Here is a 13,457-nt window from a genome sequence, read left to right as displayed (position 1 = left end):
GCCGGGTCCGACGGCCCTGCTCAGAGCGGTCCGGCCAGCACCAGCGCCGCCGCCGCGCCCACCAGCAACGGGGGCCCGAAGGGGACGGCGGTGCGCCAGCCGGCCCGCCGGGTGGCCAGCAGCACGAGGCTGACCAGGGCCCCGGCGAGCAGGCCCAGCAGCACACCGGTGAGCACCAGCTGCCCGCCGCCCCACCACCCCAGCAGCAGCCCCAGCGGGGCGAGCAGCTTCACGTCGCCGAACCCGAGACCGGCCGGGGCCAGCAACCGCAGCCCCACGCCCACGGCGAACGCCGCGGCGCCCAGCAGCAGCCCGGTCAGCGCGCGCCGGCCGGTGCCGTCGGTGAGCGCGTCCGCCGTGACCGCGGCGGCCAGCACGGCCAGCGCCGGCAGGGTGACGACGTCGGGCAGCCGGTGCACCGCCAGGTCGACCCCGGCCAGCACCACCGCGGCGGCGGCCGCCCACAGCACGCCCGCCAGCAGCGGCCGGGCGCCGGTCAGCGCGGCGGCGCCGGCCAGCAGCGGACCGGTGACGGCGGCGGTGAGCGCCACCCGCACCCGCCCGGGGACGGCGGCGCGGTCCCGGGCGGCGAGCCGCACGGTGGCACGGGCCAGCCAGGGGCCGAGCGCGAGGCCGAGCAGCCCGGCCGCCAGGGGCAGCACGCCTCAGCGCGGGACGGCGGCGTCCAGCGCCGTGCGCATGGCCTCGATCGGCGCCGGCCGGCCGGTGATCAGCTCGACCTGCACCGTGGCCTGCCAGAACAGCACGTCCAGGCCGTGCACCGGCTGCCCGCCGGCGGCCTGCACCGCGGCGGCCAGCGGGGTGGGCCAGCCGGCGTAGAGGACGTCGAGCACGGTCTGCCCGGCCTGCCAGTAGAGCCCCGCGACCGTGGTCTGCCCGGCCGCGGGCACCGTGCTGACGACGACGGGTGCGGCGACCTCGGGCGTCTGCGCGAAGGTGGCCACCCGCGCGGTGACCTCCAGGGCGTCCAGCACGCCGACCACGCCGGCCGCGCGGGACGGGTCGCGGACCACGACGTCGACGGTGTGCGCGCCCAGGCTGGCCAGCGCGACGGCGGCCGCGCTCGCCGTCCCGCCGGCGCCGAGGATCGCCGCGTGCCCGACCTGCTCGACGCCGGCCAGCTGCAGCGCCATGCCGACCCCGGTCACGTCGGTGTTCTCCGCCCGCCAGCCACCGGGCACCCGGACCAGGGTGTTGGCCGCGCCGAGCAGCCGCGGCAGCGGGTCGGACTCGGTGGCGTAGGCGGCCGCGGCCTGCTTGCAGGGCATCGTGACGGAGAAGCCCCGCCACTCCTCGGACAGCCCGTCGAGCAGGACCGGCAGCTCGTCGGCACCGAGGTCGAGGGCCTCGTAGGTCCAGTCGGTCAGGCCGAGGGCTGCGTAGGCGGCCCGGTGCAGGACCGGGGACAGCGAGTGCGTGATCGGGCGACCGAGGACGGCGGCGCGCTCAGCCACCCGGGTTCTCGCGCAGCCACTGCTGGAACAGCGCCACGTTCGCGGCGTGCTCCTCGGCGGTGGCGGCGAACCTCGTGTCGCCGGTGTCGGGGTTGACCACGACGAAGTACAGCCAGTCACCCGGGGTGGGGTTGAGCACCGCCTGCAGTGCCTCCTCGCCCGGGCTGTCGATGGCCCCCGGCGGCAGGCCCGGGTAGCGGTAGGTGTTGTACGGGGAGTCGGTGGCCCGGTCGTCGGCGGTGGTGGTGATGCCGGTCTTGCCGGTGGCGTAGTTGACCGTGGTGTCGAACTGCAGCGGCATCCCGATGGCGATGCGGTTGTTGATCACGGTGGCCACCCGGGACATGTCCTCGGTGGTGGCGGCCTCGGCCTGCACCAGGCTTGCCTCGGTGAGCACCCGCAGCCGATCGGCCTCGGGGATGCCCAGCGACTCGTAGGTCTGCTCGCCGCGGGCCACGATCGCGGTCAGCACGTCGACCGCGGTCTGGCCGGGCTCGATGTCGTAGGTGGCCGGGAAGAGGTGACCCTCGAGCAGGCCGTTGGCCCACGAGGGCAGGCCCAGCGCGGCCGGGTCCGCCGCGGCGGCCTGCAGGTCGGCGAGCGGGATCTCGGAGTTGTCCGCGATCCGCTGCAGCGCGGCGTCGACGCGCAGGCCCTCGGGCAGGGTGACCCGGGAGAACAGCCGGGCCGCGGGGTCCAGCAGGCGGTCCAGCGCGGCCTGGCCGCTCATCTGCAGCGCCATCGAGTAGACGCCGGGCTGGATGTTGGCCGCGGCCGGGTTGGCCGACGCGGCGTCCACGAACGGGCCGGTGGAGGCGATGACGTCGGCGTCGGTGAGGGTGCGGGCGATCGCGGTGAGCGAGTCGCCGCTCTCCACCCGGACGTCGACCTCGCCGCTGCCCGAGCCGTTGTAGTCGGCCGCGACCGGGTTGATCTTCTGGTACAGCCACTGGCCCCCGAAGACGATGCCGACGACGAGGCCGGCCAGCACCAGCAGCGACAGCACGATGGTGACCGGGCGGCGCTTGCGGCGGGGACCGCGGGCACGGCCCCGCTCCCGGCGGGCGCGCCGGCCGTGGTGGTCGTCGTCGTCGGCCCCGATGACCTCGAGGCCGCCGGTCTGGTCCCAGACGGGGTGCTCGCCGGTGACCGGCCGGGCGTCGCGGTGGTCGTCCGCGTGCTCGTCGGCGTGGTCGGCCCCGTGCACGTCGTGGTGGTGCTCGGCCGGGTGGTCCTCGTGGGGGTGCCCGTGCAGGTCGTCGTCGTGCCGGTCGTCCTGCAGGTCGTCGTGCAGGTCGTCGTGCTCGTGCTGCTCGGCACGGCGCTGGTCGGCGGCGACGGCGTGCTGCTGGCGGGTCGCCGGGTGCTCGCCGGCGACCGGCGGGCGCGCGTGCCGGTCGGTGTCGTCGTCGGCGCGCACGGCCGGGTGCTCCCCCGTCGAGCCGAGCACGAGGCCGGACAGCGCGGAGACCGGCGGTCGCGGCGCCGGGCCGCGGGAGACCGGGGCGCCGGGGGCGCCGGGCACCAGGGGTGTGCGCACGGTGGCGTCGTCCTCCGGCGCCGGGGCGGCAGCCGCCGCGCGACGGGCGGCCTCCTCCTCCATCGCCCGGCGGCGCGCCCGGCGGCCCCCGGTCAGCGGGCCGGTGGGCTCGTCGCTGATGGCCGGGAACTCACCGGTGTGCCACTCGCGGAGGATGTCCGAGGCGGGCCGGCCCTCGCCGTCGTGCCGGGCCCGGCGGCCGCTGCGGTCGTCGCCCACCTGCTCACGCACCGCCCGCGGGCCGGCGCCGGTCCAGCCAGCTCTGCAGGATCACCCGGGCGGCCTCCTGGTCGATGACCGAGCGCTGCCGCCGGGCGTCGACGCCGCGGGCCCGGAGGGAGCTGGCAGCGGTCACGGTGGAGAGCCTTTCGTCGACGAGACGCACCGGGACGTCCCCGATCCGCGTGGCCAGTGAACCAGCGTAGGCGCCCGCATCGGCTGCGGAGGCCCCGGACGCACCCGACAGGTGCCTCGGCTCCCCCACCACCACCTCCACCACCTCGTGTTCCACCACGAGCGCGGCCAACCGGTCGAGGTCGGACCCGTCCTTGGCCCGCCGCAGGGTCTCCAGCGGCGAGGCGAGGAATCCGGTGGCGTCGGACAGCGCGACACCCACCCGCACGGTGCCGACGTCCACCCCCAGCCGGCGGCCGGGGACCCAGTCCTCGGCGCTGCTCACGCGCCCCCGGCCTGCGCGACCGCCTGCTCCACGGCGGCCAGCGCCGCGGGGATGCCGGCGGGGTCGGTGCCGCCGCCCTGCGCGACGTCGGCCTTGCCGCCCCCGCGCCCGCCCACCGCGCCCGCCGCGACGCGCACCAGGTCGTTCGCGGACAGCCCGCGCTCCTGCGCGGCCGGCGTCAGTGCGGCGACCAGGGCCACCTTCCCGTCGGCCCCGGACGCCAGGACGACGGCCGCGGGGGCGGCACCGAGCCGGCCCCGGACGTCGAGGGCCAGGCCGCGCAGGTCGCCGCCGGACAGCCCCGCCGGGGAACCGGTGACCAGCTGCACGCCGCCGATCTCGCGGGCCGCGGCGGCCAGGTCGCCCGCGGCGGCCAGCGTCTGCGCACCGCGCAGCTCGGCCAGCTCGCGCTCGGCGTCCCGCTGCCGGGCGAGCATGCCGGAGACGCGCTCCACCAGGCCGTCCTGCGGGGTCTTGAGCAGGTCCGACAGCTGCCGCACCAGGTCGCGTTCGCGGGCCAGGTAGCGGAAGCCCTCCAGCCCGACCACGGCCTCGACACGGCGGGACCCGGAGCCGACCGAGCTCTCGCCGGTGAGCGCGAGCGGGCCGATCTGGGCGCTGCCGCGGACGTGGGTGCCACCGCACAGCTCGCGCGACCACTCGCCGCCGATCTCCACGACGCGGACCTGCTCGCTGTAGGTCTCGCCGAACAGCGCCAGCGCGCCGAACTCGCGGGCCTCGGGCAGCGACATCCACAGCGCGCGCACCGCCTGGTCCTCGCGGACCGCGGCGTTGGCGACGTCCTCGATGTCGCTGCGCTGCTGCGCGGTCAGCGCGCCCTGCCAGGCGAAGTCCAGCCGCAGGTAGCCCGGCCGGTTGTAGGAACCGGCCTGCAGCGCCTGCGGCCCGAGCACCCGGCGCAGCGCGGCGTGCACCACGTGGGTGCCCGAGTGCGCCTGGCAGGCCGAGCGGCGCCACTCCAGGTCGACCTCGGCGGCGAGCTCGGCGCCCTCGCGCAGCTCGCCCTCCAGCACCCGCACCTGGTGGGCGACCAGGCCCTTGACCGGGCGCTGCACGTCGACGACCTCGGCGCGGCCGCCGTCCCAGACCAGGTGACCGGCGTCGGCGACCTGACCACCGGACTCGGCGTAGAAGGGGGTGGCGTCCAGCACGACCCGGGTCAGCTCGCCGGGCCCGGCCACCTCGGCGTCGCCGACCACGCCGAGCACGCGGGACTCGGTGCGCAGGGTCTCGTAGGCCCGCCAGTCGGTGGGGCCGTGCTGGGCCAGCAGCTCGGAGAACCGGCTGACGTCGACGCCGCCGCTGCGCTTGGCGCGCGCGTCGGCCCGCGCGCGGTCGCGCTGCTCGGCCATCAGCGCCCGGAACCCGGCCTCGTCGACGCTGACGCCCTGCTCGGCGGCCATCTCCAGGGTCAGGTCGATGGGGAAGCCGTAGGTGTCGTGCAGCTGGAAGGCCTGCGCCCCGGACAGCTGGGGGGTGCCCGAGGACTTCAGCTGGCCCACCGCGGTGTCCAGCAGCGCGGTGCCGGCGACGAGGGTGCGCCGGAAGGCGTCCTCCTCGGCGTAGGCGACGGCGGAGATCCGCTCGAAGTCGGTGGCCAGGTCGGGGTAGCTCGGGCTCATCGCGTCGCGGCTGACCGGCAGCAGGACCGGCAGCGCCGGGTCCTCGACGCCCAGCAGCCGCATCGCGCGGACCGCGCGGCGCAGCAGGCGGCGGAGGATGTAGCCGCGGCCCTCGTTGCCGGGGGTGACGCCGTCGCCCATGAGCATGAGGCCGGACCGGACGTGGTCGGCGACCACGCGCAGCCGGACGTCGGCCTCGTGGTCGGCGCCGTAGGTGACGCCCGCGAGCTCGGCGGCGCGGCGCAGCACCGGCGCGACCTCGTCGATCTCGTACATGTTGTCGACGCCCTGCAGCAGGAACGCGACGCGCTCCAGGCCCATGCCGGTGTCGATGTTCTTGCGCGGCAGCTCGCCGAGGATCGGGAACTCCTTGCCCTCGCCGTCACCCCGCTCGTACTGCATGAAGACGAGGTTCCAGATCTCGAGGAACCGGTCGCCGGTGGGGTCGCCCTCGGGGCCGCCGTCCGGGCCGTACTCCGGGCCGCGGTCGTAGTGGATCTCCGAGCAGGGGCCCGCGGGGCCCGCGGCACCGGTGGACCAGTAGTTGTCGTCCTTGCCGCGGCGCTGGATGCGCTCGGCCGGGACGTAGGCCTGCCAGGCCTCGAACGCCTCGTCGTCGTCGAGGTACACGGTCGGCCAGATGCGGTCGGCCGCCAGGCCCAGCCCGCCGTCCTCGACGGACCCGGTGACCAGCTCCCAGGCGAACTGGATCGCCTCGGCCTTGAAGTAGTCGCCGAAGGAGAAGTTGCCGTTCATCTGGAAGAACGTGCCGTGCCGGGTGGTCTTGCCCACCTCCTCGATGTCGAGGGTGCGCACGCACTTCTGCACGCTGGTGGCCCGCGGGTAGGGCGCGGGCTCGCGGCCGGTCAGGTACGGGATGAACGGCACCATCCCGGCGACGGTGAACAGCAGCGACGGGTCGGGCGAGACCAGCGAGGCGCTGGGCACCACGGTGTGGCCCCGCTTCTCGAAGTGCTCCAGGAAACGGCGGCGGATCTCGGCGGTCTGCATCTCGACTTCGTCCTCGGGAGGGCGCCTGGGCGGCGCCCGGGCTGTGCGGTGGGGGTCAGGAATCGGCGGCGTGCGCGCCGCGGCGGGCCTGGATGGCGGCCTGCCCGCCGGCGGTGGCCTGCTCACGGGTGGGCAGCGGGGCGTCCAGGCCGGTGCCCTCGCGCAGCTCCTCCTCGCGGGAGGCCGCCGCGGCGCGGACGTCGGCGCCGAAGTCGGCGATCGCGTCGCCGAGGTCGCGCAGGCCCTCGGCCAGCTGGGAGGCCACCGACTGCGGGGTCAGCCGCTCGGCCGCGGCCGACAGCTTGCGGACGACGAGGACGCCGATCGTGATGCCCATGGTCAACCAGAACAGCCGGCGCATCAGGCGGCCCGCCGCGCGGCCCGGCGCGCCCGGCGCTCGGCCTTCTGGTCGCGCTGGGCGGCGGCCAGCGCCTGGCCCTCGCGCTTCTTGCCCACCGCGCTGCGCACGCCGTAGCTGAAGGCGGCGGCCTTGATCAGCGGGCTGCCGAGGGTGGCGGCGAAGACGCTGGTCAGCGCGGCGACGTTGCTGGAGACGTTGGCGGCGTTGCCGGTGATGTCGTCGACCCGCTCGAGGTTGGCGTTCACGTGGGTGACCGTGGTCGAGGCCTGGCTGAGGATGGGCTGGCTCTGCTCACGCACCTGGCGGATGGTCAGCGTGGTCTCGTCGAGGGTGCGGCCGAGCTTGAGCAGCGGCACGGCGAGCAGCACCACCAGCAGCACCAGTGCACCGGCGGCGATGAGCCCGGCGATCTCTCCTGCGGACACGTGGTGTCTCCCCTTGCTCGTCGGTCGTGGACTGCGTCCCCGGCTGTCTCCAGGTCGGGGGCCACCCTAGCCGCGGGCCGCGGCCGTCCTCCCCCGAGTTCAGCGGCGGCGGCGCACGATCGCCCGCAGCTTGGCCAGCCGCGCCCCGATCGCGGCCTCCGCGCCCCGGCCGGTGGGCCGGTAGTAGTCGCGGCCGACGAGGGCGTCGGGCGGGTACTGCTGGGCGAGCACGCCGTCGGGGTGGTCGTGCGGGTAGGCGTAGGTGGCGCCGTGGCCGAGCTTCTTGGCCCCGGCGTAGTGCGCGTCGCGCAGCCCCGGCGGCACCGGCCCGGCCAGCCCGGCCCGGACGTCGGCCACCGACTCGGAGATGGCCACGGTGAGCGCGTTGGACTTCGGCGCGGTGGCCAGGTGCGCGACGGCCTGGGCGAGGGCGAAGTGGCCCTCGGGCATGCCGATGAAGGCCACCGCCTCGGCCGCGGCGACGGCGACCGGCAGCGCGGTGGGGTCGGCCAGGCCGATGTCCTCGCTGGCGCTGATGACCAGCCGGCGGGCGATGAAGCGGGGGTCCTCGCCGGCCTCGACCATCCGGGCCAGGTAGTGCATCGCGGCGTCGACGTCCGAGCCGCGGATGCTCTTGATCAGCGCACTGGCGATGTCGTAGTGCTGGTCGCCGGCCCGGTCGTAGCGGACCGCGGCCTGCGCGACCGCGGTCTCCAGGGTGGCCAGGTCCAGGGTGGCCGTGCCCGCGGCGACGGCCGCCCCGGCGCCGGACTCCAGCGCGGTGAGCGCCTTGCGGGCATCGCCCCCGGCGACCCGGACCAGGTGCTCCTCGGCGTCCTCGGTGAGCGTGACCGCGCCGGCGAGCCCGCGCTCGGAGTCGATGGCCCGGTGCAGCACCGCGCGCACGTCGTCGTCGGACAGCGACTGCAGGGCGAGCACCAGGGAGCGGGACAGCAGGGGTGAGACCACGGAGAAGAACGGGTTCTCGGTGGTGGCCGCGATCAGGCTGACCACCCGGTCCTCGACGGCGGAGAGCAGGGAGTCCTGCTGGGTCTTGGAGAACCGGTGCACCTCGTCGATGAACAGCACGGTGCGGCGGTTGCCGTGCACCAGCTCGTTCTTCGCCCCCGCGATGACCGCGCGCACCTCCTTGACCCCGGCGTCCAGGGCCGACAGCTGCACGAACCGGCGCTTGGTGGCCAGCGAGATGACGTGCGCGAGGGTGGTCTTGCCGGTGCCGGGCGGCCCGTAGAGGACCAGCGACATCGGCTCGTCGGCCTCGACCAGCCGGCGCAGCGGTGCGCGGGGGCCGAGCAGGTGCTGCTGGCCGACCACCTCGTCCAGGGCGCGCGGGCGCATCCGGACCGCGAGCGGGGCACCGGGGTCGACGCCGGGGTCCGCCGACGGCTCCGGGTCGAACAGGGTGCTCACGCGTACGACGCTACCGCCGGGGGCAGACAGTCCCGACCCATCCGCACCGACGAGAGGACTCCTCCGTGCAGCACCGCACCATCGGCAACGACACCGTCGGCCGGGTGACCGTCTCGGCCATCGGCCTGGGCGCGATGCCCCTGTCCGTGGGCGACCGACCCGGGCCCGAGGACGCCGAGAAGACGGTCCACGCCGCGCTGGACGCCGGCGTGACGCTGATCGACACCGCCGACGCCTACTGCCTGGACGAGTCCGAGGTCGGCCACAACGAGCGCACCGTCGCCGCGGCCATCCGGTCCTGGGGCGGGTCGGCCGACGTCCTGGTCGCCACGAAGGGCGGGCACACCCGCGAGGGCACCGAGTGGGGCCTGGACGGGTCGCCGGCGTACCTGCAGCGGGCCTGCGAGGCGTCGCTGCGGGCGCTGGGCACCGACACGATCGGCCTCTACCAGTTCCACCGGCCCGACCCGGGGACGCCGTGGGAGGAGTCGATGGGCGGGATGAAGGAGCTGTACGACGCCGGCAAGGTGCGGATGGTCGGCATCTCCAACGCCGACGTCGAGCAGATCGACGCCGCCCGCGCGATCCTCGGCGACGCGCTGGTCAGCGTGCAGAACCAGTTCTCCCCCGGCTTCCGGTCCTCGGCCGGGGAGCTGGCGCACTGCGCGGCCACCGGGCTGGCCTGGCTGCCCTGGAGCCCGTTCGGCGGCATGTCGGGGGCGGGGTCGCTGGCCTCCACGGCGGCCGAGTTCGCCGCGGTGGCCGACGAGCTGGGTGTCTCGGTCTACCAGGTGACGCTGGCCTGGCACCTGGCCCAGGCCGACGTGGTGGTCCCGATCCCGGGGGCCAGCAAGCCCCGCTCCATCCAGGACTCGGCCGCGGCCACCCACGTCACCCTCTCGCCGGAGCAGCTGGCGAGGCTGGACACCGCCGCCTGACCCCTCCCCCGCGGTCGACCATCGGCGGGTGGCTGCGCGCGCCGGCGTGGCGCCCGGCCACCCGCCTATCGTCGACCCCGTCAGGCGAGGACGTCGTCCAGGGCGGCCAGCACCAGCGCGACGGTGTCCGGGCGGGCGTTGTGGCCCATCATCCCGATCCGCCAGACGGTCGCGGCGAACTCGCCGACCCCGCCGCCGATCTCGATGGAGTACTCCTCCAGCAGCCGCTTGCGCACCCCGGCGGAGTCCACGCCGTCGGGCACCCACACCGTGGTGAGCTCGGGCAGCCGGGAGCCCTCGGCGGCGAACAGCCGCATGCCGCGCTCGACCAGGCCGGCCTGCAGCGCGCCACCGGCGGCGGCGTGCCGTGCGTGCACGGCGGGCAGGCCCTCCTCCAGCACCCGGCCCAGGCCCGCGTGCAGCGAGACGACCATGCCGGTGGGCGCGGTGTGGTGGTAGGTGCGGCCCCCGGACCCCGCGGCCTCGCCGGCGTAGCCGCCGAGCATGCCGAGGTCGAGGTACCAGGACTGCGGCTTGGTGATCCGCCGTTCCCAGGCGCGGTCGGAGATGGTGAACGGCGCCAGGCCCGGGGCGACGCCGAGGCACTTCTGCGAACCCGAGTAGGCGATGTCCACGCCCCACGCGTCCAGCTCGACCGGGATGCCGCCCAGCGACGTCACGCAGTCGGCGATGAGCAGGGCGCCGCCCTTGCCGGCGCCCAGCGCGGCCATGTCGGACTCCACGCCGGTGGAGGTCTCGGCGTGCACGGCGGCGATGACCTTGGGCGAGGGGTGCGCGGCGAGCACCCGCTCGGCGTCGACCGGCTGGCCCCACTCGTGCTCGACGGCGACGACCTCCGCGCCGGTGCGCGAGGCGACGTCGACCATCCGCTGGCCGAACAGGCCGTTGACCGCGACGACGGCGACGTCGCCGGGGCCCACGGTGTTGACGAACGCGGCCTCCATGCCGGCCGACCCCGTCGCCGACAGCGGCAGGGTGCGCCGGTTGGCCGTGCCGAACACGGTGCGCAGCCGGTCGGAGGTCTCGTCGAGCACCTGGAGGAACAGCGGGTCCAGGTGGCCCAGCAGCGGCTGCCCGAGGGCGGCGGTGGCCTCCGGGTAGGGGTTGCAGGGGCCGGGTCCGAGCAGGGTGCGGGCGCGCAGCATGTGCCGCAGGTTACCCACGGCCGCTGCGCGCCCCGACCCCCGTCAGGCCTCCGGCTCCTCCGGCCGGGCGTCGATGCCGGCCTCCGTGCGCTGGGCCGCGCTGATCGGCGTGGGCGCGCCGGTCAGCGGGTCGTAGCCGGCGCCGGTCTTGGGGAAGGCGATGACCTCGCGGATGGAGTCCACCCCGGCCAGCAGCGCGACGAGGCGGTCCCAGCCCAGCGCCGCGCCGGCGTGCGGCGGCGGGCCGTAGGCGAAGGCCTCCAGGAAGAACCCGAACCGGTCGCGGGCCTCCTCGCGGGACATGCCGAGGGTCTCGAAGACGCGCTCCTGCAGGCCCGCGTCGTGGATGCGGACCGAGCCGGACATGCACTCGTTGCCGTTGATCACCAGGTCGTAGGCGTCGGACAGCGCGCCGCCCTTGTCCTCGGCGAAGCGCTCCCGCCACTCCGGGGTGGGCGAGGTGAAGGGGTGGTGCATGAAGGTCCAGCCGCCGTCCTCGGTCTCCTCGAACATCGGGAAGTCCACGACGAACAGGAACGCCCACGACCCGGGCTCGACCAGCTCGAGGCGCTTGGCGATCTCGTTGCGGGCCGCGCCCAGCAGCTCCTGGGAGGTCCGCCGCTGCCCGGCGGCGAAGAAGATGCAGTCACCGGGCTGCGCGCCCACGGCGGCGACCAGGCCCTCGCGCTCGGCGTCGGAGATGTTCTTGGTGACCGGGCCGCCGAGGGTGCCGTCCTCGGCGACGGTGACGTAGGCCAGGCCCTTGGCGCCGCGCGAGCGGGCCCAGTCCTGCCAGGCGTCGAAGGTCCGCCGGGGCTGCGACCCGCCGCCGGGCATCACGACCGCACCGACGTAGGGCGACTGGAACACCCGGAACGGGGTGTCGGCGAAGTACTCGGTCAGCTCGACGAGCTCGACGCCGAACCGGGTGTCGGGCTTGTCGGAGCCGAACCGGTCCATCGCCTCGCGGTAGGTCATCCGCGGGATCTCGCCGACCTCGTGGCCGGCCAGCTCGCGCCACAGCGCGGTGACCACGGCGGAGGCGACGTCGAGGACGTCGTCGCGGTCCACGAAGCTCATCTCGAAGTCCAGCTGGGTGAACTCCGGCTGCCGGTCGGCGCGGAAGTCCTCGTCCCGGAAGCAGCGCGCGATCTGGTAGTACCGCTCGAGCCCGCCGATCATCAGCAGCTGCTTGAACAGCTGCGGGGACTGCGGCAGGGCGTACCAGGAGCCGGGCTGCAGCCGCACGGGGACGACGAAGTCGCGGGCACCCTCGGGGGTGGAGCGGGTCAGGGACGGCGTCTCGACCTCGGTGAAGCCCAGGTCGGTCATGACCCCGCGGGCCACCCGGTTGACCTCGCTGCGCAGCTTCATGACCTTCGCCGGGCCCTGCCGGCGCAGGTCGAGGTAGCGGTGGGCGTAGCGGACGTCGTCCCCGGCGGCCTGCGCGGTCTCGATCGGGAAGGGCAGCGGGGCCGAGGCCGACAGCACCTGCAGCGTCGAGGCGACGACCTCGATCTCGCCCGAGGGCAGCTCGGGGTTCTCGTTGCCCTCGGGCCGCCGCTGCACCTCCCCGGTCACCAGCACGCAGAACTCGTTGCGCAGCGCGTGCGCCTCCTCCTCGCGGACGACGACCTGGGCGTAGCCCGAGCCGTCGCGGACGTCGAGGAAGACCACGCCGCCGTGGTCGCGCCGGCGGGCGATCCAGCCGGCGAGGGTGACGGTGGTGCCGGCGTCGGACGCCCGGAGGGTGCCGGCGTCGTGGGTGCGCAACAAGGGAGTGCCTCTCAGGGGGTGTACGGGTTACCAGCGGGAGTGGACGTGGGCGCGGATGCGCTCGTCGTAGAGCCGCTCGAGGTCGGCCAGCTCGCCGTCGGTGAGCGGGGCCAGGTCGGCGGCCGCGGCGTTGCTCTGCGCCTGGCGCACGCTGCTGGCGCCGGGGATGACGGAGGTGACCCCGGGCTGCTGGATGATCCAGCGCAGCGCGACCTGGGCGGGCGTGCGGTCGCCGCACAGCTCGACGAACTCGCGCGCGGCGGCGACGCCGACCTCGTAGGGCACGCCGGCGAAGGTCTCGCCGACGTCGAAGGCCTCGCCGTTGCGGTTGAACTGGCGGTGGTCGTCGGCGCCGAAGGTGGTGTCCTCGGTGAACCGGCCGGTGAGCAGGCCCGAGGCCAGCGGCACCCGCGCCAGGATGCCGACCTGCGCCGCGGCGGCCGCGGGCAGCAGCTCCTCCAGCGGCTTGCGGCGGAACACGTTGAGGATGACCTGGATGGACTGCACGCCCTCGTGCTCCAGCGCGGTCAGCCCCTCCTGCACGGTCTCCACCGAGACGCCGTAGGCGGCGATCGAGCCGTCGGCGACGAACCCGTCGAGGGTGTCGTAGACGCGCTGGTCGGAGTAGACGGCCGGCGGCGGGCAGTGCAGCTGCACCAGGTCCAGGGTGTCCACGGCGAGGTTGCGGCGGGACCGGTCGACCCAGGCCCGCAGGTTCTCGGGGGTGTAGGTCTCGGCGACGAAGGGGTCGGCCCGGCGGCCGGCCTTGGTGGCCACGAACGGGCGCTGCCCGCCGCGGTCGGCCAGGGCGGCGGCGATGCGCTGCTCGGAGCGGCCGTCGCCGTAGACGTCGGCGGTGTCGAGCAGGGTGACCCCGGCGTCCAGGGCGGTGTCGAGGACCTGCCGGGCGGTGGCGTCGTCGACGTCACCCCAGTCGGCGCCGAGCTGCCAGGTGCCGAGGCCGACGACGGAGACGGAGGCGCCGGTGCGTCCGAGGGAGCGGGATTCCATG

At 75.4% G+C, this 13,457-nt stretch carries 12 protein-coding genes; 1 reads left to right on the top strand and 11 read right to left on the bottom strand.

Annotated elements, in window-relative coordinates; translation table 11 throughout:
* Positions 1 to 20 precede the first annotated feature (20 nt).
* The 8 genes from BLT39_RS14660 to BLT39_RS14625 all read right to left on the bottom strand — a co-directional run bounded on the left by BLT39_RS14660 (position 21) and on the right by BLT39_RS14625 (position 8,565).
* On the bottom strand, positions 21 to 662 hold the full coding sequence (locus BLT39_RS14660) for a prepilin peptidase (RefSeq protein WP_091064589.1): 642 nt from the start codon (positions 660 to 662) through the stop codon (positions 21 to 23).
* A 3-nt stretch (positions 663 to 665) separates the two neighbouring features.
* A complete protein-coding gene (locus BLT39_RS14655; RefSeq protein ID WP_091064586.1) occupies positions 666 to 1,475 on the bottom strand; it encodes a shikimate dehydrogenase in 810 nt (269 codons plus the stop codon).
* Complete coding sequence (mltG, locus tag BLT39_RS14650) at positions 1,468 to 3,234, bottom strand: endolytic transglycosylase MltG (RefSeq protein WP_242658424.1); 1,767 nt, start codon at positions 3,232 to 3,234, stop codon at positions 1,468 to 1,470. Before mltG ends, BLT39_RS14655 begins: the two co-directional genes overlap by 8 nt.
* A gap of 4 nt (positions 3,235 to 3,238) precedes the next feature.
* Positions 3,239 to 3,694: a Holliday junction resolvase RuvX gene (gene ruvX / locus BLT39_RS14645; protein ID WP_091064585.1), complete on the bottom strand. Its 456-nt coding sequence runs from the start codon at positions 3,692 to 3,694 to the stop codon at positions 3,239 to 3,241.
* Positions 3,691 to 6,348, bottom strand: a complete 2,658-nt coding sequence (alaS, locus tag BLT39_RS14640; RefSeq protein WP_091064583.1) for an alanine--tRNA ligase — start codon at positions 6,346 to 6,348, stop codon at positions 3,691 to 3,693. Before alaS ends, ruvX begins: the two co-directional genes overlap by 4 nt.
* A 55-nt stretch (positions 6,349 to 6,403) precedes the next feature.
* Complete coding sequence (locus tag BLT39_RS14635) at positions 6,404 to 6,709, bottom strand: hypothetical protein (RefSeq protein ID WP_091064580.1); 306 nt, start codon at positions 6,707 to 6,709, stop codon at positions 6,404 to 6,406.
* Positions 6,709 to 7,134, bottom strand: a complete 426-nt coding sequence (locus BLT39_RS14630) for a DUF948 domain-containing protein (protein ID WP_091064577.1) — start codon at positions 7,132 to 7,134, stop codon at positions 6,709 to 6,711. Before BLT39_RS14630 ends, BLT39_RS14635 begins: the two co-directional genes overlap by 1 nt.
* 99 nt (positions 7,135 to 7,233) lie before the next feature.
* Positions 7,234 to 8,565 (bottom strand): replication-associated recombination protein A, encoded by a 1,332-nt coding sequence (locus tag BLT39_RS14625; RefSeq protein ID WP_242658423.1) that lies wholly within the window; start codon positions 8,563 to 8,565, stop codon positions 7,234 to 7,236.
* 65 nt (positions 8,566 to 8,630) lie between these two features.
* On the opposite strand from BLT39_RS14625, the gene BLT39_RS14620 reads away from it, so the two are divergent.
* Positions 8,631 to 9,503, top strand: a complete 873-nt coding sequence (locus tag BLT39_RS14620; RefSeq protein WP_165640277.1) for an aldo/keto reductase — start codon at positions 8,631 to 8,633, stop codon at positions 9,501 to 9,503.
* A gap of 80 nt (positions 9,504 to 9,583) precedes the next feature.
* On the opposite strand, the gene BLT39_RS14615 is transcribed toward BLT39_RS14620, so the two are convergent.
* The 3 genes from BLT39_RS14615 to BLT39_RS14605 are packed head-to-tail and all read right to left on the bottom strand — an operon-like array spanning position 9,584 to position 13,456.
* On the bottom strand, positions 9,584 to 10,669 hold the full coding sequence (locus tag BLT39_RS14615) for a pyridoxal-phosphate-dependent aminotransferase family protein (RefSeq protein WP_091064575.1): 1,086 nt from the start codon (positions 10,667 to 10,669) through the stop codon (positions 9,584 to 9,586).
* A gap of 42 nt (positions 10,670 to 10,711) precedes the next feature.
* Positions 10,712 to 12,442 carry an aspartate--tRNA ligase gene (aspS, locus tag BLT39_RS14610; protein ID WP_242658422.1) on the bottom strand — a complete coding sequence of 577 codons (1,731 nt, stop codon included), beginning with the start codon at positions 12,440 to 12,442 and terminating at the stop codon, positions 10,712 to 10,714.
* 30 nt (positions 12,443 to 12,472) lie between these two features.
* Entirely contained in the window at positions 12,473 to 13,456 is a 984-nt protein-coding gene (locus BLT39_RS14605; RefSeq protein ID WP_091064569.1) for an aldo/keto reductase, read from the bottom strand.
* Position 13,457: the final 1 nt, after the last annotated feature.

It is taken from the genome of Klenkia brasiliensis, assembly GCF_900100695.1.
In the GTDB taxonomy this organism is placed as follows: domain Bacteria; phylum Actinomycetota; class Actinomycetes; order Mycobacteriales; family Geodermatophilaceae; genus Klenkia; species Klenkia brasiliensis.
Note: the sequence above shows the minus strand (reverse complement) of the source record. Positions and strands in the feature narration are given on the sequence as shown.

Coding starts and splice junctions, on each gene's coding strand:
- BLT39_RS14605 (WP_091064569.1), bottom strand. CDS start 13,456: ATGGAATCCCGCTCCCTCGGACGCACCGGCGCCTCCGTCTCCGTCGTC.
- BLT39_RS14635 (WP_091064580.1), bottom strand. CDS start 6,709: ATGCGCCGGCTGTTCTGGTTGACCATGGGCATCACGATCGGCGTCCTC.
- BLT39_RS14615 (WP_091064575.1), bottom strand. CDS start 10,669: ATGCTGCGCGCCCGCACCCTGCTCGGACCCGGCCCCTGCAACCCCTAC.
- alaS (WP_091064583.1), bottom strand. CDS start 6,348: ATGCAGACCGCCGAGATCCGCCGCCGTTTCCTGGAGCACTTCGAGAAG.